At 38.8% G+C, this 22,229-nt stretch carries 19 protein-coding genes and 2 pseudogenes; 12 read left to right on the plus strand and 9 right to left on the minus strand.

Annotated features, from left to right (window positions below; translation table 11 throughout):
* Positions 1-29 precede the first annotated feature (29 nt).
* Positions 30-320 carry a GIY-YIG nuclease family protein gene (locus RM545_RS01390; protein ID WP_311493724.1) on the minus strand — a complete coding sequence of 97 codons (291 nt, stop codon included), beginning with the start codon at positions 318-320 and terminating at the stop codon, positions 30-32.
* A gap of 66 nt (positions 321-386) precedes the next feature.
* Here RM545_RS01390 and RM545_RS01395 point away from each other — a divergent pair, with 66 nt between their 5' ends.
* From RM545_RS01395 to asnB, 7 genes and pseudogenes are all read left to right on the plus strand, one after another.
* Positions 387-899 (plus strand): Xre family toxin-antitoxin system antitoxin, encoded by a 513-nt coding sequence (locus RM545_RS01395; RefSeq protein ID WP_311493479.1) that lies wholly within the window; start codon positions 387-389, stop codon positions 897-899.
* Positions 899-1,366: an RES family NAD+ phosphorylase gene (locus tag RM545_RS01400; RefSeq protein ID WP_311493480.1), complete on the plus strand. Its 468-nt coding sequence runs from the start codon at positions 899-901 to the stop codon at positions 1,364-1,366. Before RM545_RS01395 ends, RM545_RS01400 begins: the two co-directional genes overlap by 1 nt.
* Positions 1,367-1,587: 221 nt before the next feature.
* Positions 1,588-2,745 (plus strand): UDP-N-acetylglucosamine 2-epimerase, encoded by a 1,158-nt coding sequence (neuC, locus tag RM545_RS01405; protein ID WP_311493481.1) that lies wholly within the window; start codon positions 1,588-1,590, stop codon positions 2,743-2,745.
* A 245-nt stretch (positions 2,746-2,990) separates the two neighbouring features.
* Positions 2,991-3,242: pseudogene (locus RM545_RS17610) on the plus strand (endonuclease domain-containing protein); the annotation flags it as partial.
* A 310-nt stretch (positions 3,243-3,552) separates the two neighbouring features.
* Positions 3,553-3,777, plus strand: a complete 225-nt coding sequence (locus tag RM545_RS01410; RefSeq protein WP_311493482.1) for an addiction module protein — start codon at positions 3,553-3,555, stop codon at positions 3,775-3,777.
* 434 nt (positions 3,778-4,211) lie between these two features.
* Entirely contained in the window at positions 4,212-4,925 is a 714-nt protein-coding gene (locus RM545_RS01415) for an acylneuraminate cytidylyltransferase family protein (RefSeq protein WP_311493483.1), read from the plus strand.
* Between the two features lie 138 nt (positions 4,926-5,063).
* On the plus strand, positions 5,064-6,770 hold the full coding sequence (asnB, locus tag RM545_RS01420; protein WP_311493484.1) for an asparagine synthase (glutamine-hydrolyzing): 1,707 nt from the start codon (positions 5,064-5,066) through the stop codon (positions 6,768-6,770).
* 323 nt (positions 6,771-7,093) lie between these two features.
* Here asnB and RM545_RS17615 read toward each other — a convergent pair whose 3' ends face one another.
* Both RM545_RS17615 and RM545_RS01425 read right to left on the minus strand, forming a co-directional pair.
* On the minus strand, positions 7,094-7,243 hold the full coding sequence (locus RM545_RS17615; RefSeq protein WP_432264568.1) for a DUF5615 family PIN-like protein: 150 nt from the start codon (positions 7,241-7,243) through the stop codon (positions 7,094-7,096).
* Between the two features lie 149 nt (positions 7,244-7,392).
* On the minus strand, positions 7,393-7,614 hold the full coding sequence (locus tag RM545_RS01425) for a DUF433 domain-containing protein (RefSeq protein ID WP_311493485.1): 222 nt from the start codon (positions 7,612-7,614) through the stop codon (positions 7,393-7,395).
* A gap of 357 nt (positions 7,615-7,971) precedes the next feature.
* On the opposite strand from RM545_RS01425, the gene RM545_RS01430 reads away from it, so the two are divergent.
* A complete protein-coding gene (locus RM545_RS01430) occupies positions 7,972-9,486 on the plus strand; it encodes an InlB B-repeat-containing protein (protein WP_311493486.1) in 1,515 nt (504 codons plus the stop codon).
* 33 nt (positions 9,487-9,519) lie between these two features.
* Here RM545_RS01430 and RM545_RS01435 read toward each other — a convergent pair.
* From RM545_RS01435 to trkA, 5 genes and pseudogenes are all read right to left on the minus strand, one after another.
* Positions 9,520-9,630, minus strand: a pseudogene (locus RM545_RS01435) (four helix bundle protein); the annotation flags it as partial.
* A 204-nt stretch (positions 9,631-9,834) separates the two neighbouring features.
* Positions 9,835-12,303 carry a polysaccharide biosynthesis tyrosine autokinase gene (locus tag RM545_RS01440; RefSeq protein WP_311493487.1) on the minus strand — a complete coding sequence of 823 codons (2,469 nt, stop codon included), beginning with the start codon at positions 12,301-12,303 and terminating at the stop codon, positions 9,835-9,837.
* Position 12,304: 1 nt separating this feature from the next.
* Positions 12,305-13,093, minus strand: coding sequence for a polysaccharide biosynthesis/export family protein (locus tag RM545_RS01445; protein WP_311493488.1), 789 nt, complete (start codon positions 13,091-13,093; stop codon positions 12,305-12,307).
* Positions 13,094-13,346: 253 nt separating this feature from the next.
* Positions 13,347-14,843, minus strand: coding sequence for a TrkH family potassium uptake protein (locus tag RM545_RS01450; RefSeq protein WP_311493489.1), 1,497 nt, complete (start codon positions 14,841-14,843; stop codon positions 13,347-13,349).
* Positions 14,843-16,192, minus strand: coding sequence for a Trk system potassium transporter TrkA (trkA, locus tag RM545_RS01455; RefSeq protein ID WP_311493490.1), 1,350 nt, complete (start codon positions 16,190-16,192; stop codon positions 14,843-14,845). The genes RM545_RS01450 and trkA overlap by 1 nt, the downstream gene beginning before the upstream one ends.
* Before the next feature lie 137 nt (positions 16,193-16,329).
* Here trkA and ubiE point away from each other — a divergent pair, with 137 nt between their 5' ends.
* Together ubiE and porT are read left to right on the plus strand one after the other, a co-directional pair.
* On the plus strand, positions 16,330-17,055 hold the full coding sequence (ubiE, locus tag RM545_RS01460; protein ID WP_311493491.1) for a bifunctional demethylmenaquinone methyltransferase/2-methoxy-6-polyprenyl-1,4-benzoquinol methylase UbiE: 726 nt from the start codon (positions 16,330-16,332) through the stop codon (positions 17,053-17,055).
* Between the two features lie 4 nt (positions 17,056-17,059).
* The gene (gene porT / locus RM545_RS01465; RefSeq protein WP_311493492.1) at positions 17,060-17,764 is read left to right on the plus strand and encodes a type IX secretion/gliding motility protein PorT/SprT; all 705 of its coding nucleotides are present in this window, start codon (positions 17,060-17,062) and stop codon (positions 17,762-17,764) included.
* Positions 17,765-17,768: 4 nt separating this feature from the next.
* Here porT and RM545_RS01470 read toward each other — a convergent pair whose 3' ends face one another.
* The gene (locus RM545_RS01470; protein WP_311493493.1) at positions 17,769-18,497 is read right to left on the minus strand and encodes a TrmH family RNA methyltransferase; all 729 of its coding nucleotides are present in this window, start codon (positions 18,495-18,497) and stop codon (positions 17,769-17,771) included.
* A 37-nt stretch (positions 18,498-18,534) separates the two neighbouring features.
* On the opposite strand from RM545_RS01470, the gene tamL reads away from it, so the two are divergent.
* On the plus strand, positions 18,535-21,105 hold the full coding sequence (tamL, locus tag RM545_RS01475; protein ID WP_311493494.1) for a translocation and assembly module lipoprotein TamL: 2,571 nt from the start codon (positions 18,535-18,537) through the stop codon (positions 21,103-21,105).
* Positions 21,106-21,149: 44 nt separating this feature from the next.
* Complete coding sequence (gene fbaA, locus RM545_RS01480) at positions 21,150-22,217, plus strand: class II fructose-bisphosphate aldolase (protein ID WP_311493495.1); 1,068 nt, start codon at positions 21,150-21,152, stop codon at positions 22,215-22,217.
* Positions 22,218-22,229 lie beyond the last annotated feature (12 nt).

Consider the following 22,229-nt stretch of genomic DNA (forward strand, 5'->3'; position numbering starts at 1 on the left):
GCTGCGCTCGCAATGACAGTTCCTTACAATTAAAATATCCACCCCTCAGCCAGGTCCTTCCATTCAGGATTTATCTGATTAATCAGTTTTTCTTTATTTGCCCTATTCCCTGCTTTTAGCTTCTTTTCATATATAATAGCTTCCCGTATGTCATCGAACGGCCGGTAATACATCAAATGGTCACAGTTATAACGAGAAGTAAAACCTTTATAAAATTTACTTTTATGCTGTCCAATTCTTTTAATTAGGTTCGAAGTCACTCCGACATAAAGAACCGTATGATTTTTATTGGTGAGAATATAAACGTGGGAGGTGCGCATGAAAACCGTAAACACAAATTTGCAGACAAAACAAAATTACTGTACCTTTAAAACAAATATGTTGTTATGGCAGTTAAGAATGAGGAAACTTTAGCGGATACCAAAAGGTATAACCCAAAGAAAAGCATACAGTGCGCAAAGTCCGTAAGAAGAGGAAGCCATAAATGGCGTTTTAAAGTTACCGAAGGGGAATATGTTTGGGCTACGAGGATGGATAGGATAAGTCTTATTAGAAAAGGGCTTCCTTATGAGGCTATTGAAGTTATAAGTAAAAGAGCCAATTTACCTGTAAAACAAGTTCTTAATTTATTTGGAGTTCCTCAAACTACTTATAACAAAAAAAAGAAAGACAAAGAGCTACTTAGTAGTAGAGATAGTGAAGTGATCCTGGTCCTGACAGAGTTACTGGATTTCGGATTAGATGTTTTTAATGATGAAGCGGAAAAATTTCAGCGTTGGTTAAAAAAACCTAATATTTCATTAGGAGGTGCCAGGCCGGAAAGTTTATTTGATTCGTTAACGGGCATTCAGGAAGTAAGAAACAGTCTCAATAGACTGGAATACGGAAATCTGGCCTAATGAGGGTGTTTAGAATTGAAAGGGAAAAGTATCTGGACACTACATTACAAGGAATTGGAGCAGCGGTAACTGAAGGTCATCGCTGGAATAGTATCAACACCTACTTGGTTTATACCACAGCATCCCGGGCACTTGCAACTTTAGAAATGTCGGTTCATTTAGATTTCAGTGAAGATTTACCTACTGACAGATATTATGTGGAAATAGATATTCCTGATGAAGTTGAAATTCTTGAGCTAAGACCGGAAGATTTACCAAAAAACTGGGATGCAAAGCCTCCTATTCTTGAAACCCAATTTATTGGGGATGGTTTTGTTAAAGATAATACTGCCGCTGTCCTGAAAGTACCAAGTTGTATAGTTCCCCCAGAATTCAACTACTTAATCAATCCTACTCATCCCGATGCAAAAAGAATTTCTGTTATCTCCAAAGAGCCACTACGTTTTGACCGAAGGTTGTTACGTTGACGGTTCTTTGTCATTGTAAGACGGTTGAAGGCCGGCGTGCAATTCAATGATGACTGTCATTGCGAATCCGCCACAGGTGGATGTGGAAATCCGCTGTGGCTTACACCCAACATGTTCGCAACTCCCTACGAAGGATTGCTGCGCTGCGCTCGCAATGACAGTTCCCAACAACATTTTTATTACTTTAGCCTAACCGAGAACTCAGAACTGACAATTAAAAAATGCCCAAAAGAAAAATATGTGTAGTAGTTACCGCCCGTCCTTCCTACAGTCGGATTAAAACTGCCCTTACAGCAATACAAATTCATCCTGATCTGGAGTTACAACTGGTAATTGCAGGATCGGCTTTATTGGATCGATATGGTAACGCGGTGGATTTCATTGAAAAAGATGGTTTTAAGATTGCTGCGAAGGTGTTTATGGTACTGGAGGGGGAAAACCCTACTACTATGGCCAAAACTACGGGGCTGGGAGTAATGGAACTTACAAATGTGTTTTTTAACCTCCAGCCTGATGCTGTAATTACAATAGCAGACCGTTTTGAAACCATTGCTACTTCTATTGCTGCTTCATATCAGAATATTCCGCTGGTACATGTTCAGGGAGGGGAAGTAACGGGTAGTATTGATGAGAAAGTGAGACATGCCAATACAAAGCTGGCCGATCTGCACCTGGTCTGTACCAGTGATGCCCGGGAGCGGGTACTTAAGTTAGGCGAAGATCCCGAAAAAGTTATCAATACCGGCTGCCCCTCTATTGACCTTGCCAGGACCGTGAGAGAAAATCCGGAGTTGGATTTCGATCCAATTAAAAAGTATGGTGGAGTTGGTGTGGAACTGAACTGGCAGGATGGCTACATCGTAGTGATGCAACATCCGGTGACTACTGAATACAAATTGTCCAAAGCCCACGTCCAGGAAACACTCCGTGCTATAAAGAAATTGAACTATCCCACCTTTTGGTTCTGGCCTAATGTAGATGCAGGTTCTGACGGAACTTCGAACGGAATAAGATCTTTCCGCGAACTGGAGAAACCTCAGAACATTCACTTCTTTAAAAACATGAACCCAATAGATTTCCTTAAACTTTTAAAGAATTCAAAAGCTTTAATAGGCAACTCCAGCGCAGGACTTCGCGAGTGTTCTTATTTGGGTGTGCCCGTTATTAACATAGGGAACAGGCAACATCGCAGGAGTCGTGCAGAGAACGTAACTGATGTGGATTATAACCACAACCAAATCCTGCAGGCAAGTAAAGATGCTATTGCGAGAGCGCATTATCCATCTTCAGATCTCTATGGAAATGGAAGTGCAGGGGAAAAAATTGCTGAAATCCTTGCTAAGGTGGAGTTGACTTTTAGTAAAACGATTACGTATTAGCCCCTAAATCCCCGAAGGACACCTTTAATCTTGGATTTGAAAGAAACTGAAAGTTTTTCATTATTTCCTTTTAAAAAGAAACCCACAAAAACCCTATAGTCCACTTCAGAGGATGGGAGGTAAACCCTACCAAAAGGTGAAATATCTTTTATTTTTCAAGTAACTTCATTAAAATAATGTAGCAATGAGAGAAAACTTACATGATATGTTTTATGGTGCCTCAGTGATTTAACAAACAGGCCAGAAATCTTCGAAAAAGGGAAACTGATGCGGAAAGAATTCTTTGGAGTTTACTTTCTAATAAGAAACTGGGAGTTAAATTCAGGCCTCAACATCTCATTAGCCTGTTTATTGCCGATTTTTATTGTCATGAGCTAAAATTGGTCATTGAGGTTGATGGGGAAATCCATTTACAAAAAGATAAAATTGAATACGATAAAATGAGAACAGCGGCTTTAAAAGGTTATGATATTCATGTTATTAGGTTTATTAATTAGAATGTCTTTCAAAATCCCGAAGATGTTATTTCTTCATTAGAAAATTTAATAACTAAATTAAAATCTTAACACGCCAGTTCGTCACATCCCCTGAACTTTTTATCCACCTTCAGGGGTTGGGGATAATCAGAGCGGCTTTTACTATATTGAAAAATTCTTGTAATCGTCTATAAACATTTTCGGAGTTATACCTGTCCGTGGCAGCAGTAAAGGAATTCCCGGAAGGAATATAAAAAAGCTTGATATAATATTCATGCATCATACTTTAAGCCAGGGGATTTTGTATTCTTAAAAGTAAATAAATATCCTTATGGAAACCAGTAAAATTAAAAATCGCATCCGAGATAATATTGAGCATGGAAATGAGCGCATTTTAAGAATTATTAATGCCATTATTGAAACTGAGGAAAAGGAAGTTCCACAACTCCCTAAAGAAATTTTAGACGAGCGTTGGAAACACCACCAGGAAAATCCTGAAGAGGGAAAGACCTGGGAGGAAGTAAAGAGTGTTTTGCAAAAGAAATATGGAGTATAAGCTAGTTATCAAAACCTTGGCAGAAAAAGATATAACTGAAGCTGTAGTATAGTTTTCAAAAAATGCTACTCATCTCACCGTTCAATTCATTGAGGAAGTTGAAAAGACATTCAAGTCAGTACAGAAAAATCCTGATCAATTCCAAAAAAGATACAATGATATAGGAATTCCCTTTACTGAAAACTTTTCCTTTGGAATCTATTATACAATTGAAATGAATATAGTCTTTATTCATGCCGTTCTACACACAAAGAGAAATCCAGATACAGGAACCAAAAGAATTTAAAAATAGTTTAACGAATTGCCACGGGAAACTCTGCACCTTGACAATGACACATCAAAAGAATTCTTCTCTTATTTGCACTGCGTCAAAAATACTATATTTGAGCTTCGAACCTACCTCCCGACTCCGCTCGAGGTGACAAATCTGACAAATGAATATCCTCGGACTCATACCTGCCCGTGGCGGCAGTAAAGGAATTCCCGGAAAGAATATTAAACCACTCTTTGGAAAACCTTTATTGCAGTATACTTTTGAAGCTGCAAAAGAATCAAAGTTACTCTCGCGGGTAATCCTGAGTTCTGACGATACATTGATTCTCAAAGTGGCAGAAGAAATTGGACTTGAAGCACCTTTTACACGACCTGCAGAGTTTTCACGAGATGGTACTCCAAGTATTGAAGTTATTAAACATGCTCTGAATTATTTTAAAGCAAAAGAAGTATCATTTGATGCAGTTTGTTTGTTGCAGCCCACAACACCATTTAGAAGAGCAGGACTCATAGACGCAGCAACAGATAGATTTCTCGAAGGTGATTACGATTCACTGCTCTCGGTACGGCAGGTGCCATCAGAATACAATCCGCACTGGATTTTTGAAGAGCAGGATAATCGATTAAAAATTGCTACGGGAGAAGATAAAATAATTCCGCGGCGACAGGAACTTCCTAAAGCTTATCATCGGGACGGAGCAATTTACTTAACGAAAACTGAAATAGTCCTGAAGCAGAATTCCCTCTACGGAAACAGCATTGGATATATCGACACTACAGGAGATCCTTATGTGAATATAGATACCGTGGAGGATTGGAAGGAGGCGGAGAGGTTAGTAAAAAGTGGAAAGTGGAGAGTGGAGAGTGGAGAGTGAAAAAATTCGAAGTCGGTTTCAGTTGATACAACAATGAAAAAATTTAAAAGATTCACTGAGTTAAATGTGAAAATTTCAGTTTAGCGCAAAATTTTTTTAACAAGGGACATTAAACATTATACATTCATACTTTAAGAAATGTGCGGAATAGCAGGAATTATAGGTGAAAGTGCAAATGAAACAAAGCTTCATTTCATGCTTAAAAAACAATCTCACCGGGGACCTGATCACACTGGGTTTTACTTTGATAATGGATTTGCGGCTATAGGACATAACCGCCTTTCCATTATTGATCTTTCTCCTGCAGCCAACGAACCTTTCCGGGATTCCTCCGGCAGATACTATCTCACATTTAATGGAGAGATCTACAACTACAAAGAGCTTAGAGACGAGCTGAAAAACCATTACAACTTTACAACCTCATCAGACACTGAAGTACTTTTAGCTGCATATCTCCAATGGGGTAAGAAATGTCTGCACCGGTTTAGCGGTATGTTTGCTTTTGCTATTTGGGATACTGTGAAGAAGAAGCTTTTTGCAGCACGGGACCGTTTTGGGGTAAAGCCATTCTATTACACCGAAGATTCCGGATCATTTTATTTCTCCAGTGAAATTAAAAGTCTTTGTGAGGCCACAGATAATTCCGCGCCCAATGAAAAAGTTTGGGCGAATTATTTCTGTTATGGCTCCTATGGCATGCCCGACGAAACCTTTTATAAAAAAATTCAGCAACTACCTGGTGGTTATTTCCTGGAATTCTCCAATGGAAAATTAACTATGAGAAAGTGGTACGACTTTGTGGCTGCCGTAAAGTCGTCACCAAATAGGTTAAAATTTGAGGAGGCAAAGGAAGGCTATCTGGAGCTTCTAAAGGATAGTATTTCTTTAAGATTTAGAGCAGATGTACCCTTAGCTTTTAATATTAGTGGCGGAGTGGACAGCTCTCTCCTGCTTGCATTGGTAAACCAGTTTGAGGACAAAAGACAAATCAATGCCTATACATTTTATACTGGAAACAAAAACTACGATGAACTGCCATGGGTACAACAGATGATCAACTCTACAAATAATCCGCTGAAAAAAATAAAATTTTCCGCCACAGACGTAGCAGATTCATTCCGACACATAAATATCTATCAAGATGAGCCTTTTGGAGGTATCCCTACCCTCGCCTATGCCGCTATTTTTAAACACGCACATAAAGATGGAATAAAAGTATTGCTGGACGGTCAGGGTATGGATGAGCAATGGGCTGGATATGACTATTATTTTAATCAGAACATCAAAAGCACAATTCAGGGGACAGGCGGGAAGAGCCCGTTTCGACCGAAGGCATTGAGCAAAATCTTCGCCGAATTTGCAGCAAAACCAGAGTATCTTGAGCCTTTTGATAATGAACTTCAGAATATGCAGTACCGGGATCTTTTCTATACAAAAATCCCCCGAACCTTACGTTTTAACGACCGTATTTCAATGGCTTATGGGACAGAACTTCGAGAGCCATTCCTTGACCATCGACTCGTAGAGTTCGCCTTTGCCCAACCACCAGATTTCAAGATTAAAAACGGCGTAGGGAAATACATGCTCCGTGAGCTCTTGAAGCCCATGGTATCAAAAGGTATTTCCTATGCACCAAAGCGCCCGCTACAAACTCCGCAGCGAGAGTGGTTGGCAGATGAATTGAAAAGTTTGGTAGAAGATTACTTAAAAAAACTTGAAAAAAGTCAATATTCGGCATGGTTTGATCATAAGGAAATCCAGAAGGAATGGAAAAAGTACTTGGCTGGAGATAATCAGAGTGGTTTCCATGTTTGGCAGTGGGTGAATGCCGCGGCTTTATTGTGATTGAAGGTTAAGAATCTATGTGGGTTCTCTTCTGTTGCCAGTTGTGGATAAACAGAGATTGTGTTCGTGAACTCGTGGTCTGAAAAAAAGCAAAAAGTCAAAAAGTGAACGAGCATAAAATTTAAGAAAAAAGAGAAAAGACAGTTGCTTCTGCGGGAGGTCTTTTAATATTCGGTTCGAGGTAGAAAGTGGTGAGTACGACAATTGGGAGTACGAGTTTTTCTTAGGGTTGTTAGGATTTCCCTCTTTTTAAAACCTTAACTTAATAAAGACAATTCCAACTTACTCTACTCCAAGGCAGGCGACATTTTTATAATCAGGATTTATAAGAAACTCCTTAAATAGCTCTTTCTTATCCAGAAGAATCTTTCCAAGGTTATTAGTAGTAGTATTTCCATTCTCAGCCAGATTATTTGGAGAGGATGACCTTTTAGATTTGAGAGGTCAAAAAAGTCTGCATCAAAAGTAACAATGGTAAAGTCATTTTCTCATGCAAGCTTCCATATCCCAACATCAGTTGCGTTCTCTAATCCCAATTCCCTTACTTGTTTTGTTTCAGGATAAAAAGGTTTGATTTTCTTCAAAAGTCAGAATGAGATATTCTGATAAAACAACAGTTTCATTAGACCACCCGAATTTTGTGCTCCCTATCTGCTGCAGATGCCAGACAGGCTTGGATATGTTCATTTGTTAGTTCGGGAAAATCGATTTTTATTTCCGCCTGGCTCATTCCATTTGCAAACCAATTAAGGGCATCATAAACCGAAAATCTTGTTCCTGATAAATAAGTTCTTCCAAACCGGATATTGGGATTAATGAAAATGTACTGTTTGTAATCTATCATCTTTTACAGTTTTAATGATAAAGTTACGAACAAAATATTGGCTTCGCTCATGATAGAAAGGAGTGAGAAGCATATCCACTTCGCTTACATTCAATGTTTTATCATTCAGAGTTTAAAAGTGCCAATAGAAGGGATTAACCGTGATTTTTGGGAAAGATATCTGTTGTTTGTGATTTCTCGGTTGTGGGTCATGAGTCGTCATTGCTGAACTCCCAATCATAATATCGTAAATCTTTAGTTTTAAGTTTTCCTCTTATGATTTTCCTTTTGAGCTTTTCAGTTTTGCACCATAGATTATATACTGAATTTATCTTTTAATTAATTCGGTATATTGCGACATCTAAAAACATTGGTTTTATGGCTTCTATTTTCAGAAAAAACATTCCGCTTTTTCTTCTTATCCTCCTTGTAACAACCTCCTGCTCGAAGGATGATTCACCGGAAAGTTTTAACTTGTCCACCAATGTTGTTCCTGAGGAAGGGGGCTCTCTTTCAATTAATTCAGGCACCTACACAGACGGAGAGGAAGTAATAATTGCGGTTGATCCTTCAGAAGGTTTTAGGTTTAAAAACTGGGAAGGCGATTTGAGTGGAACGGACAATCCGGCAAAAATAAATATGAGCGGCGATAGGAATATCACCGCTGTTTTTGAAAAGAAAAATTATACTATAAGTTCAGAAATCATAGGAAAATGGTATATCCGGAATTCATCTGGAGAGTTACTTGTCCCTCAGAACCGAGGCACCAAACAGCAACCCCATGATGCCTGTACCCTCTACTCCCTTCAATTTACGAACGATGGCCGTTTTAGGTTAATAACTGAACAAGGTCAATTTACAGGTTTATATAACGTGACGGGCGAGGATTCCATTGATCTGGGAATAGGATTACTTCAGGGGGTAAATATTGCAGATGGTTCACTGCGGTTCAATATGGCTTTAACAGCAGGATGTTCCTCAGAAAACATAGGATTACCTCTAACTTATGTACCCGATGATGCTTTTGAAAGTTACCTTATTCAAATTGAAAAGGATGATGTCCTGGATGATTTTGTCCTGACAGAAAATATTCTAAACATAACGGGTTTATCAATAGTAAACAATACTCTGTCTGACATGACGGGAATAGAAGATTTTGTGAATTTACATTATTTAAGTCTTTTCACGACACCAGATATGAACAAAGAATATTCTCTGGATGTTTCGCAAAATAAAAACTTGCAATTAATTGAAATTGGAGGTTATAGAATTAATGATATTGATCTTTCCCAGAACCCGCTGTTAGAAGATTTGAAGCTATATACTACCGATGTTAAAGAATTTGATCTAAAGAACAACGGACTTTTAAAGACACTTGTCCTCTACAATAATGGTGATCATCCTGAATTTCCCCTCGATTTGGACTTTACAATGAACCCTGCACTGGAGGAAATTGATATTGAAAACACCCGATTGGGAGAGGTGGATATTACAAAGAACCATGATTTGAAGCGCGTTGCGATCCTGGAAAGTGTGGATGATCTGAAGATGAATGGCTCCTATAACGAACTCATCCATTTTTCAGTAACCGGTTCTTCCCCTTATGTAAGGAAAATAAATTTCGCTGACTTTCCTAACCTGGAAACACTTTATCTCTGTTATAGCAATACACTAGATCTTAATTCCAACTCTCAACTAAGGATCTTTAGTCTTGAAGAATTTGGAGGGACCAGAATTGATCTATCTGATAATCCCTTACTGGAAATGGTTTTTATCAAACGTGCCCCTAATCTCTCGTGCATACAAGTAAGCGAGGAGCAGGAAGTTAAAATCGATTCAGAAATATTATACTTGAGCGCTAGAGAAATAGGTTATTCCGTGGAGTGTAATTGAATTTTTTCCTGTGCTATTTTTTACATGCAAACCTTAATTTTTATATAGTTCATCAATCATTCCCAGTTGTGATATACATTCCAAAAGAGAGGCATGAGCATAAGCAAGGAACTTCAGGAAGTCCTGTTTATAAATAATTCTACGTCCATAACCTTCCCAATGTTATCTTATGCTCTTTGAAGATCTTCTCACCTCACTTCCCTATTCATAAAATCTAAACTTCGGGAGTTAGATGGAAACCTTATGAATCTCTATGCTATAAGTAAAGGCAAGATTATAAATATTCAAGTTTTTGTAACTCTTTGTTGTTTCCATATTTGAGCCTAGCGAAAAACCCACAACTGCAAACTACTCAAAATTCCTCATAAACTTATTCCAGCTTTTCTTCATTTGAGCCATTTTGGAAGGGGCTTCTCCGTAGTAGCCTTTTGCATATCTGTTATAACCGTAGCCATAACCATAACCGTAACCATAGCCGTAACCATAACCATACTTCGCTCTATGTACAAAATGATTTAGCACAAAGCTGATATTTTTTAATTCCCCTTTCTGGTATTTTCCGTTTATCGTTTCCAGCATTCCACGTTTAGTATAATCCTGCCTGATAAGGTACAGTGTAGCATCGGCATATTTAACCAGGTTTAAAGCATCGGCAACCATTCCGATAGGCGGGGAATCCAGGATGATATAATCATATTTCTGTCGTAATTCCTCCATCAGCCTGTCCATTTGCTCGGTAAGCAGCAATTCTGAAGGGTTTGGAGGTACAGGCCCCGCTGTAATAACATCAAGATTTTTTATTTCGCTTTTCTGAATTATTTCCTGGGAAGTAGCTTCTGAAATCAGGTAATTTACAATTCCCAATTCATTGTCTAATTTAAAATCATCGAAAATTTTCGGTTTCCTTAAATCCACCCCTACCAGTACAGTCTTCTTATCACTCATTGCAAAAACCGTAGCCAGGTTCATCGCGCAAAAGGTTTTTCCTTCTCCCGAAACCGAAGAAGTTACCAGCAACGTCTTTGAGCCGGTTACTCCCTGTTTTTTGTACATAAACTGAAGACTGGAACGAATTCCCCTAAAACTTTCTGCAACAGAAGATTTCGGACTTGAATAAACAGCGAGATTAGAGTCAAGTTTACTTTTTCCAATTAGTCCCAGGATAGGCACCGGGGACAGGCGGGTAACTTCCTGCGCATTAAGAATATTGGTATTCAGAAAGACCAGCAGGAATACGAAAGTTAAAGGAATAACCCCGCCAACCATTACCGCCATTACGTAATTTAACTGAGTATTGGGACCAATCTGCCCGCCACCGGTATCTTTGGCTTTGTCTATCACCATTACGTCACTTACGTTTGCGGCTTTTACTAACCCGGCTTCACTGCGCTTTTCAAGAAAGAGATTATAAGTTTTCTCGCTGATACTGTATTTACGCTGAATCTTCAGAAGGTCCTGCTCTTCCTGCGGCAACTTCTTTATTTCAGCTTCAAACCCGGCAATTTTCCTGTTAATATCAGAGAGCTCTTCCCCTAAAAGTCCGCGGGAAGAACTTATATTTTCAACAAGAATAGATTTTACCGAATTTATCTGCCGGTCGATATCAGAGAAAGCAGGAGCCCCTTCTTTTAAAGAGTACTGATAATTACTGCGCTGTTCAGCCAGTTGCACTATCTTATTTACACCACTTACAATACTTCCCTCACTTATTCCGGCAACAGAAGGTGCGGGAACGCTGGAATAATCACTTCTGGTTTCCAGGTAAGTCTTCAGGGTTTCATAATAAGCCAGCTGTCTTCTTATATCCTCCTTTCGCACATCCAGAGTAGACAGCTTATTTGAAATTTCACTGCTTTCCGCAGAAATATCCAGAATAGCATTTTCATTTCGAAAATCATTCAGCTCGTTCTCCACCACCTGCAGTTCCCGTGATTTAATCGCCAAACTACTATCGATAAACCTGATGGTTTTTGTGGCAAAAAGATTCTTCCGCGCCAGCATATTTTCGCTTAACACGGCAACAGACCCGTTCAGATAGTCCACAAGTCGGGTTTTATTATTTCCGGTTTGGCTTAATCGTAAAACAGAGGAACCGTTATTGTCGGTTGCCACGTTAACAGATCTATACCTCCCCACTGCGGAATCGAAATTCAGGAAGCTCACATAAAACGGTTTCCCCGCCTGCAGAGCATGATCTGTACGTGTAACTATACCACTAAAAAAAGGAAGGTTTACAGGCTCGCCCACCCTGAAACTCTGAGAGAATTCCCGGTTATTTACAGGAACAGATTTTTTCTCTTTGCTTCTGAAATTCTGAACAGATATACTTTCTGGTAAATCAGCTTTAATTAAAAAATTCACTGAATCCTGAAAAGTTACCGCAAAAGTTGTATTTAGAGCCTGATAGGCGCTGGTATCGACTAAAATTTCAAAGGGAGCTTTTCCGTAGGCATCAACACGCTGATATTCGCCATCCTCCAGGTACTGCACATAAAACTGAAGCCGCTCCACCACTTCCTCATTATGGGACCTGGACCTGAGAATCGTGACTGCAGTATTTACCTTGTCTGATGTTCCTCCCCAGTTAAAAGTAAGACTGGTATTTGTCGTGAAAAATGGATTTTGATCATCCTTAATGCTAATGCTATTGTCCATCCTGTAGACAGGAAGCTTCCTCACATTGTTATAATAGGCAACGGCAAAACTTATTGCTATAGAAAGTAATATTAACTTCCAGTAACTTATAACTTTTAGAACAAAACCTTTAAAATCGAAGGTTGAGCCTACGTCTGATATGTGATCATCTTCATGTGCCATTCTATCTGCTAAAAATCAGTACAACTGAGGTTATTAAAGTAAAAATAGTAGCAATCGTCCTGAAGGATTCCAATCCCGTAGTTCCAAAACCAAGCGCCTTTTGAGGTAAAGGATTTACTATAATCACGTCGTTAGGCTGAATATAATAATAGGGGCTGGAAGTGGCTTCTATACTCGTAACATCTATGGTATGGATTTCCTCTCCCTGTGGATATTGCCTTACGATCTTCACATTTTGGCGATCCCCCACATCGGTAATTCCGCCTGCATTTGCAATTGCTTCTATAATTGTTACCTGCTCTTTGTAAATCACCTGACTCCCGGAGCCAATTTCCCCCAAGGTGGTATACCTGATTCCTGCAAGTTTAACGGTTACAAATAAATTCGCCTCTTCTCGGAAATATTGCTGTAACAGCTCCTTTTCTATCTTCTCCCTCACCTCCTCTACCGTGTAGCCCAACACATTCAGCTCACCAAGCGTAGGTACACGTATATTTCCGTGATCATCTACCGTAAAACCATCAAAATAAACGTTTTCTTCTGTCGTGGCATTGGGATTTGCTTCTCCTATAGGATTAAACATCCCTACTAATTCCTGGTCCAGGGCCTTTACGCGGATACTTAAAAGATCTCCAATCTGAATTCTGTAAGGCTTCTTTAATCTTTGCACTTTTATGATACTGTCTACTGTATCAGAATTATCCTGAAGGTAACTCAGTTTTTTAGTAGAGATACACGACGAAAAGGAAAGTATCATCGCTAAAAGGAAAAGCAAGGCTCTAAACTTCATATTATCATTCACAAACTATTAACAAATATAGTTTTTGTGGGTTAATATCAAAAGTATAATTTCTTTAACTTAAAAATTAATATCTAAATACGGTGAATTGATTATTAAATGATTAGTAGAAAGTTAAAAAAAAGTTTGGGGTTCGGAGTTTGGAGTTCGGAGTCTTGTTTCTTGCTTCCTGAGTCCTGGCTCAGCTCTTTACCTATGAACTCTTCACTCTTCACTCTTCACTCTTCACTTTTTTCCTCAACATTTACCTGTTTCTCCAGAAGAAAGGAGTGAGGATTATGAGTACTGTAAAGAGCTCAAGCCTCCCGATAAGCATTAAAAAAGCGCACCACCACTTTCCGAAATCGGGTAGCATATCAAAGTTATTCACAGGGCTAAGGCCGCCAAAAGCAGGACCAATATTACCCAGGGAAGAAGCAGCACCACCAATAGCAGTTTCAAAATCAAGATCCAAAGAAGCAAGTACCACCGCCCCTATTATAAAGGACAGCATATAAAGAATAAAGAAACCAAGAATGTTAAATACGATTTCTTTACTAATCGATTTTTTATTGAAACGTACCGGAAGAATGGCGTTTGGGTGAAGCGTCCTTTTAAATTCAATCATTCCGTTTTTGATCATAATAATATGCCGCATCACTTTGACACCACCCGCTGTAGAACCTGCAGAACCGCCCAGGAAAAACATCCCGAAGAAGAAGATCGTCAGGAACGGCGTCCACATAGTATAATCAGCTGAAACAAATCCTGTGGTTGTTATTACCGCCAGAACCTGAAATAGTGAATGTCTGAAGGCACTTTCTGCCTCTCCCCAAACCATGGGATGATCTATGGAAGACAAGCCTACATCTGCCTGGAAATAAATGATAAGAGCAGCAATAATTGTAAATGAAGCAATGAAATAAAAGTACCATCTAAATTCATCATCATGCAAAACCCGCTGAACTTTTCCTTTAAAACTAAAGTAACTCATAACGAAGTTACTTCCTGCGAGGAACATAAATAATATGATAATATACTGAATGATGGGCTGATCATTCCAATAAGCTACGCTGGCATTTTTTGTCGAAAAACCTCCAGTCGAAAGGGTACTAAGAGCATGATTTGCCGCATCAAAGAGATTCATTCCTGCCACTTTCAGCAAAATAGTTTCAGCTATTGTATAGCTAACATAAATAAGCCACAGTCGTTTAGCAGTATCTGTTATCCGAGGTTTCAATTTATCAGCACTTGGGCCGGGAGCTTCCGCTGCAAAAAGCTGCATTCCTCCAATACCCAGTAATGGCAGAATAGCTATGGCCAAGACGATAATTCCCATTCCTCCTATCCAGTGCGTAAGACTGCGCCAAAAGAGGATTCCCTTGGGCACCACTTCAATATCATTTAAAATGGAGGCACCGGTGGTGGTATATCCTGACATGGTTTCAAAAAAAGCGTTGGTAAACCTTGGAATAGATTCACTTATCACATATGGAAGCGTACCACTCAAGGCCATAAAAATCCATCCAAAAGTCACAATTATATAACCTTCTCTCTGCTTCATGTCCTTGTTGTGTCCCCGGGTAGAAAACATTAACAAGGTTCCAACAAAAAGCGTGATTAATGCTGATGTGGATATTTCCATGGTCACACCATCTTCGTAGTACCAACTTACGAGAACAGCGGTTAACATAAAGCCTCCATTGCAAATTAGCAACAGGCCCATGACATGCATAATAATCTGATAGTTAAGCCTTGGCATTACAAAAATAATTTTTCGACTTTACCTATAGAACGGGGAAGACAACAGACTACAATCCTGTCGCCGGATTTTATATGAAATTCCCCTAATGCAATAACTCCTACTCCATTCCTAATGATGCCTCCAATAATAGCTGAACGGGGAAATTCTATATCTTTAATTTTCTTGTCACAAACCTGAGAGTTTGGTTTTACAATAAATTCCAGCAACTCTGCATTCATGTTGTTCAGCTTTGTCATAGCCACAACCTCTCCTTTTCTAATATACCTGAAGATATTATTTGCAGCCAGGAGCTTTTTGTTGATAAGGGTATCTATTCCAATAGAGTGACTTAACTGAAAATAATCCATATTCTCTACCAGGGAAATTGTCTTTTTGACACTCTTCGATTTGGCAACCAAGCAGGACATGATATTTGTTTCAGAATTTCCGGTAACAGCTATAAAAGCATCCATATCATGAATATTCTCCTCTTCTAAAAGTTCTACGTTTCTACCATCACCATTAATAATTAGAGTATTTGGAAGCTCATCTGCGAGATCGTAAGCTTTTTCTTTATTACTCTCTACTAATTTTACATGAAAATTATTGCGACATAGATCCCTGGCAGTTTTACGTCCAATCTTACTCCCTCCCAGGATCATTACATTTTTTATTTCCTGTTTAACTTTTCCTGTGAGTTTGTAAAGTTCCTCCACGCCATTCTCTACGGTGACAAAATAAACCTGATCACCTTCCTTAAATTGCGTGTCACCCCTGGGAATGAGTGTATATTGAGTACCATATCTTTGTATAGCTATAGGGACAAAGTTAAGTTGAGGAAAAATTTCAGCTGCTTCTTTTACGGTTTTTCCCACGAAAAGTGCAGTCCTGGAAAGATTTAAACCAATCATTGTTAATGCTCCATCTTCAAATTCGTAGCTATCATTAAAGGCAGACTGGTTTAAAAGAAGTTCTATTTCCCTGGCTGCTAAAGCCTCTGGAGAAATTAATTCATCTATACCAAATTTCACAAACCCAATTTCTTCTTTATTCTCCAGGAATTCAGTATTGGAAATTCGGGCAATAGTCCTTTTTGCACCCAATTGCTTCGCAAGTACACATACGGTAATATTAGTAGCTTCGCTGGAAGTAACAGCTATTACCATATCTGAATATTTAACCTGGGCATCTTTTAAAATACTTATGGAGGTAGCATTACCTTTAATGGTCCTAATATCCAGATGAGTGTCGGCGTATTGTAGGTGGTCGCGGCTGGTGTCAATAAGCGTAATATCCTGCGATTCAAACGACAATAATTTTGCCAAATGAAATCCAACTTCACCCGCTCCAGCGATAACTATTTTCATATAAAAACTTGAAATTGTACGAAACAACAAAGGTAAGTTATTATCGTGAAATTCAACATTCTGAATGTTAAGAACAAAATATTACTCTAAGATGAGACATTTATACCATAACATGTATCTTTGAAAAAAAATTAGAAGTGAGTAAAAAAGTTACTTCATATAAAGGATCCAGACTTAAGAAGAAACAAGTTGAAGAGATGTTTGATAATATCTCTGGTAATTACGACGGGCTTAACCGTGTCATTTCCCTGGGAACTGATGAGAAATGGAGACGTAAGGTCGTGGCGCTTGTAACAGCCCGCAGGCCAAAAACAATCTTGGATATAGCAACAGGCACAGGTGATTTGGCTATAAAAATGGTCAATTCAGGAGCGGAAAAAATTGTTGGCCTGGATCTTTCTGAAGGAATGTTGGCTGTAGGACGAAAGAAAATCAGCAAAAAGAACCTGGGGCAAAAAATAGAAATGATACGGGGTGATTCTGAAGCACTCCCTTTTGAAGACAATTCTTTTGATGCTATTACAGTAGCTTTTGGAGTGAGAAATTTTGAAAATCTTGAAAAAGGACTAAAGGAGATATTTCGGGTTTTGAGTCCGGATGGAATTTTCGTGGTCCTTGAGACATCGGTTCCGACAAAGTTTCCTTTTAAACAAGGCTATAGATTGTATTCCAGCCTGATTCTGCCCCTGGTAGGAAAATTTTTTTCCAAAGATCAGAACGCATATTCCTATTTAAGCAAAAGCGCTGCAAGTTTTCCTTATGGTCAGGCATTCAACAATATTTTAAAGAAATCAGGGTTTACTAATATAGAAGACAAACCTCAAACCTTTGGGGTCGCCACGATATATGTGGCTACAAAATAATTATATGAAAAGAATTCTTGCCATTTTCCTTTTTATACTATGCTCACAATTCTCTAACGCTCAGTTTTTTGGCGATCAAATTCTGAATAATGAAAATTTTGATGCACAACGTTGGTCGTGGGGATATTTTCTTGGTTTCAACAGCTATGATTTTCATTTTGATTATAAAGATTATAATCCCAGCCCTGTAACAGGTCAGGATTTTAGAGTAGAAAGAAGAACAGGATTTAACGTGGGACTTATCGGAAATCTAAAACTGGGCAGCAACTTAGATTTAAGACTGGAGCCTGGGGTAAGTTTTAGCACAAGGGGTTTTCAAGCCATTAAAGCCGACGCCGGCACTTTCCGGGAAGTCAGCTCAACCTATGTACATATACCTTTGCTACTGAAATTTTCCACCGACAGGCTGAATAATTTTAAACCTTTTGTGGTAGGAGGGCTTTCTACCTCAATAAATCTTTCCAGCAACGAAAACAATCCTGATGGTTATAACGAAGGACAATTTAGAATGAAAACCAACACCTACTATTACGAAATAGGTTTTGGAATAGATCTCTATTTATACTACTTCAAACTCAGCCCGAGTTTAAGAGGAGTTTTTGCAATTAATGACGAGCTGGTACAGGATGAGGACCCTGGCAATCCTTTTACCGGTAATGTAGATAAAATGACTTCCCGCGCAATTTTTTTAAATTTCACTTTCCAGTAGCACTTTACCCTCGTTTAAACTCACTTAAAATAATGGCTGTAGCTGTAGCTACATTAAGGCTTTCTGTTGAAGCTGTTTTTCCAAATTGAGGTATTCCAATTTTATGCGTCACATGCTTTTCAATTTCAGGAGAAATACCATTAGCCTCATTTCCCATTACGATGATGCCACTATGCGGTAAGCTGGTTTGATAAATATTCTCGGCCTCCATAAAAGTTCCAACTACAGGGCAGCTTTCTGGTCGATTACGTAAATAGAAGGGCAAGTCTACATAAGAAATAGCAATTCTCGCTATAGACCCCATTGTTGCCTGTATTACTTTAGGATTATAACAGTCCACAGTATCTTTTGAACACACTAATTTATCTATCCCAAACCAGTCGCACAACCGGACAATTGTCCCCAGATTTCCGGGATCCCTTAATCCACCAAGAGCAATAATTAACCCGCTGTAGTCAGGAAGTGGAATTTTCGGAATCTTGAAAATTCCTACGGCCGTCTGAGGTGTTTTAAGCAAACTGATTTTTTTAAGTTCTGTAGCCCCTACTTCAATAAATTTATCATCAGCGGCATCAAAAATCCTCTCTTCTGAAAAAAGTAAATGAACCTCTATTCCGGAAGTTAATAATTCTGAAATTGTCTTTTTACCCTCGGCTACAAAAAGCCCGCTATCCCTGCGGTTCTTTTTTTGCCCCAGGCTTTTAATTAACTTTATTTGGTTTTTACTAACCATGCAAAAGACGTATTTTTGAAGCTTTAACGGACTCTATTTGAAACATATCTTCGCAAAAATATCATTATTTTTTCTAACCCTGGTTTTATTTACTTCCTGTAATGCTGTGAAACGGCTCGAGCCTGAAGAATCTCTACTTACAGAAAATGATATCTTCTTAAATGGCGAAAGAATTAGTGAAAACCGCATCTACAATCAACTTTATCAAAAACCTAATTCCAGGCTTTTGGGAGTACCTCTCCAACTACACTTCTACAACCTCGCCAGACCAAATATAGACAGTATTTTAAGCGAAAAATTTCTTCAGAATGATCAAAAAAGAGAGAGATTAATAAGTTTATTATCCCGAAAGCAGCTTGACAGCTATATAAAATCGAGAATAACTTTTAACCAGTGGATCAAAAGAACAGGGGAAGCCCCTGTAATTATTAATCAGGAAGATACCCAAAAATCTATGAACCGCCTCAAATCCTGGTACTGGAACAATGGCTGGTTTAACGTTGAAACAGATTACGAAATTATACCGTCAAAGAAAAAAGAAAAAAAAGCCAGGATTGAATACTATGTTAAAACAAAAACACCTTATAAAGTAGATTCTATTATTACAGATATAGATTCTCCTGTACTGGATTCTATCTATAAAAAACATGAAAATGACGCTCTTATTATGCCGGGAACTCAGTATCGCACTCTGGATTTTAATGCAGAAAGAGACAGACTCACAAGCCTCTTCCGAAACAACGGCGTGTATAATTTCGATCAGGAATATATAACTTTTGATGCAGACACTATTAATACCGGTTTTAAAGTAAACACCACAATTCTAATCCTCAATCGGCAGGTGCCAGACGAAGACTCCACTTATCGCATTCCCTTTAAAGTCCATGAAATAAGTAAGGTCAATGTTTTTACAGATTACAGGCAGTCCAATCGCTATGAACCTGTAACAGATAGTGCACAAATTGGCAACTTTACTATTTACAGCTTTGATGAAATGGAATATAAACCTGAAGCTATTATAGATGCAGTGTTTATAAGACCTGGAAGAACTTTTAGCGATATTGCCCGAACACGTACTTACAATCGACTGAATTCTCTCCGGAACTTCAAATATCCCAACATCCAGTATACACAGGACCCCGAGGATACGACCAGCACAGATTTAATAGCCAATATCTTTTTGACTCCGCAGCCAAAATACTCCCTTGGGTTTGATTTTGATGTCTCCCAAAGCAATATTCAGAAGTTCGGAATTGGTTTTGGAGGCTCTCTTTTAATTAGAAACATTTTTGGGGGTGCAGAAAACCTTGAGATTTCGGGACGGGGTAGCGTGGGATCTTCCACAGATGCTGCAGCCAGTAAAGACGATGATCGTTTTTTTGATATTTCAGAAATTGGCGCAGACCTTCAACTTATCTTCCCGAGAATATTTCTTCCTTTCGAAACAGAACAATTTATTCCGAAATATATGTCTCCGTTTACTTCTCTTAGCCTGGGTGTGAGCACACAGAATAATATCGGGCTGGACAAGCAGAACCTCTCTTCTATTCTTAATTACAGATGGACTCCCTCGCGCCTTCTTACAAACCGATTGGACTTAATTAATCTTCAATATGTAAGAAACCTCAATACAGATAATTACTTTAATGTATATCAGAACTCGTATAGCGAACTCAATAATATTGTTCAATCTGCAAATGTGGTGACAAATCCCGCATTTTTAAACAATAATGGTCGCTTAATAATCCCACGAGGTGCCGAAGATTTTATTGAATCTGTCAATAGTAACGACGATGTCACAAGCGGCCTTGCTCCTGACCAGCGGCAAAATGTAATTAATATCAGAGAGCGTAAAAACAGGTTGACCGAGAATAATTTGATCTTAGCTTCTAATTACACTTATTTGTGGAACACCAAAGATAATTTGTACGACGAGGAGTTCACGCGGTTCAGGTTTAAAATAGAAATTGCGGGTAATGCCTTATCAGCACTTTCAGAAGTTGCCAATTTCGAACAAAACTCAAGTGGAAATCAGGAAATATGGGGAGTAGCTTTTTCCCAATACGTAAAACCGGAATTTGATTTCATTAAACACTGGGATTTGGGAAGTAATAACATCTTTGCTTTCCGCGCGTTTACCGGTATTGCTATTCCGTACGGTAATGCCAACAGCATTCCTTTCACAAGAAGTTTTTTTGCAGGTGGACCTAACGACAATCGTGCATGGCAGGCTTACGATCTCGGGCCGGGCAGCAGTGGTGGCCGTAACGAGTTTAATGAGGCTAACATGAAACTTGCATTTAATCTGGAATATCGCTACAATCTCTTCGGTGCACTGAACAGCGCTTTTTTTGTCGATATTGGTAATATTTGGAATGTCCTTGATATTGTTGAAGACGAAGCCTCAACCTTTACCTCGTTTTCAGATTTAAAGGATATTGCCGTTGGGAGCGGAATGGGCTTGAGATACGATTTTAATTTCTTTGTTTTACGTTTTGATGTTGGTTTCAAAACCTACGACCCTGCTAAGCCCACAGGAGATAGATGGTTTAAAGAATACAATTTTAACCATGCTGTATACAATGTGGGGATCAATTATCCTTTCTAAGCCAACAAATTTTCTTATTTTTGTAAGCCTAATTAACTAAAAATATGAGTCATAACATTAAACCCGGCGTAGCCACAGGAAAAGAAGTACAGGAAATCTTTAAATATGCCAAGGAAAAGGGCTTCGCTCTTCCTGCTGTGAACGTGATTGGTTCCAGTAGCGCCAATGCCGTAATGGAAACAGCGGCAGAGTTAAATTCACCCGTAATTATTCAGTTCTCAAATGGCGGGGCACAATTTAACGCAGGTAAAGGCCTCTCTAACGAAAATGAGAAAGCTGCAATTGCCGGTGGCGTTGCAGGTGCACAACACATACATGCTTTAGCAGAAGCTTACGGTGCAACGGTAATTCTTCATACAGATCACTGTGCTAAAAAACTTCTTCCATGGATTGATGGATTATTGGATGCCAGTGAAAAACATTTCGAACAATTCGGAAAGCCACTTTACAGCTCCCATATGATCGATCTTTCTGAAGAGCCTATTGAAGAAAACATTCAGCTTTGTAAAGAGTATCTTGAAAGAATGAGCAAGATGGGAATGACACTGGAAATCGAACTTGGTGTAACCGGAGGCGAAGAAGATGGTGTGGACAATACAGATATCGACTCTTCAAAATTATATACACAACCTGAAGAAGTGGCATTTGCCTATGAAGAGTTGAGCAAAGTAAGTGAGCAATTCACCATTGCTGCCGCTTTTGGCAATGTACATGGAGTGTATAAACCAGGAAACGTAAAACTCACCCCAATAATCCTTAAAAATTCTCAGGAATTTGTTTCTAAAAAACACGGATTAAAAGAAAACCATATCGATTTTGTATTCCATGGGGGAAGTGGTTCTACTGTTGAAGAAATTCGTGAAGGAATCGGGTACGGTGTTATTAAAATGAATATTGATACTGACCTTCAATACGCTTATCTGGAAGGAATTCGCGATTACATGAGCAGCAAAAAAGATTATCTTTCTGCTCAAATTGGTAATCCTGAAGGATCTGATGTACCAAACAAAAAACATTACGATCCAAGAAAGTGGGTTCGTGAAGGTGAGGTTACTTTTAAGGCCCGTCTTAAGAAAGCCTTTGAAGATCTAAACAACGTAAATACTTTATAACTGAATTTTCAT

The organism is Autumnicola lenta, from assembly GCF_031846515.1.
In the GTDB taxonomy this organism is placed as follows: domain Bacteria; phylum Bacteroidota; class Bacteroidia; order Flavobacteriales; family Flavobacteriaceae; genus Autumnicola; species Autumnicola lenta.

Excerpts from the sequence above, each read along its gene's own strand:
- RM545_RS01400 (WP_311493480.1), top strand. The coding sequence starts at position 899 with ATGAGGGTGTTTAGAATTGAAAGGGAAAAGTATCTGGACACTACATTA.
- RM545_RS01440 (WP_311493487.1), bottom strand. The coding sequence starts at position 12,303 with ATGGCACATGAAGATGATCACATATCAGACGTAGGCTCAACCTTCGAT.
- RM545_RS01450 (WP_311493489.1), bottom strand. The coding sequence starts at position 14,843 with ATGCCAAGGCTTAACTATCAGATTATTATGCATGTCATGGGCCTGTTG.
- RM545_RS01430 (WP_311493486.1), top strand. The coding sequence starts at position 7,972 with ATGGCTTCTATTTTCAGAAAAAACATTCCGCTTTTTCTTCTTATCCTC.
- porT (WP_311493492.1), top strand. The coding sequence starts at position 17,060 with ATGAAAAGAATTCTTGCCATTTTCCTTTTTATACTATGCTCACAATTC.
- RM545_RS01415 (WP_311493483.1), top strand. The coding sequence starts at position 4,212 with ATGAATATCCTCGGACTCATACCTGCCCGTGGCGGCAGTAAAGGAATT.
- trkA (WP_311493490.1), bottom strand. The coding sequence starts at position 16,192 with ATGAAAATAGTTATCGCTGGAGCGGGTGAAGTTGGATTTCATTTGGCA.
- neuC (WP_311493481.1), top strand. The coding sequence starts at position 1,588 with ATGCCCAAAAGAAAAATATGTGTAGTAGTTACCGCCCGTCCTTCCTAC.
- RM545_RS01470 (WP_311493493.1), bottom strand. The coding sequence starts at position 18,497 with ATGGTTAGTAAAAACCAAATAAAGTTAATTAAAAGCCTGGGGCAAAAA.
- asnB (WP_311493484.1), top strand. The coding sequence starts at position 5,064 with ATGTGCGGAATAGCAGGAATTATAGGTGAAAGTGCAAATGAAACAAAG.
- RM545_RS01445 (WP_311493488.1), bottom strand. The coding sequence starts at position 13,093 with ATGAAGTTTAGAGCCTTGCTTTTCCTTTTAGCGATGATACTTTCCTTT.
- RM545_RS01395 (WP_311493479.1), top strand. The coding sequence starts at position 387 with ATGGCAGTTAAGAATGAGGAAACTTTAGCGGATACCAAAAGGTATAAC.
- RM545_RS01410 (WP_311493482.1), top strand. The coding sequence starts at position 3,553 with ATGGAAACCAGTAAAATTAAAAATCGCATCCGAGATAATATTGAGCAT.
- RM545_RS01390 (WP_311493724.1), bottom strand. The coding sequence starts at position 320 with ATGCGCACCTCCCACGTTTATATTCTCACCAATAAAAATCATACGGTT.
- RM545_RS01425 (WP_311493485.1), bottom strand. The coding sequence starts at position 7,614 with ATGATAGATTACAAACAGTACATTTTCATTAATCCCAATATCCGGTTT.
- fbaA (WP_311493495.1), top strand. The coding sequence starts at position 21,150 with ATGAGTCATAACATTAAACCCGGCGTAGCCACAGGAAAAGAAGTACAG.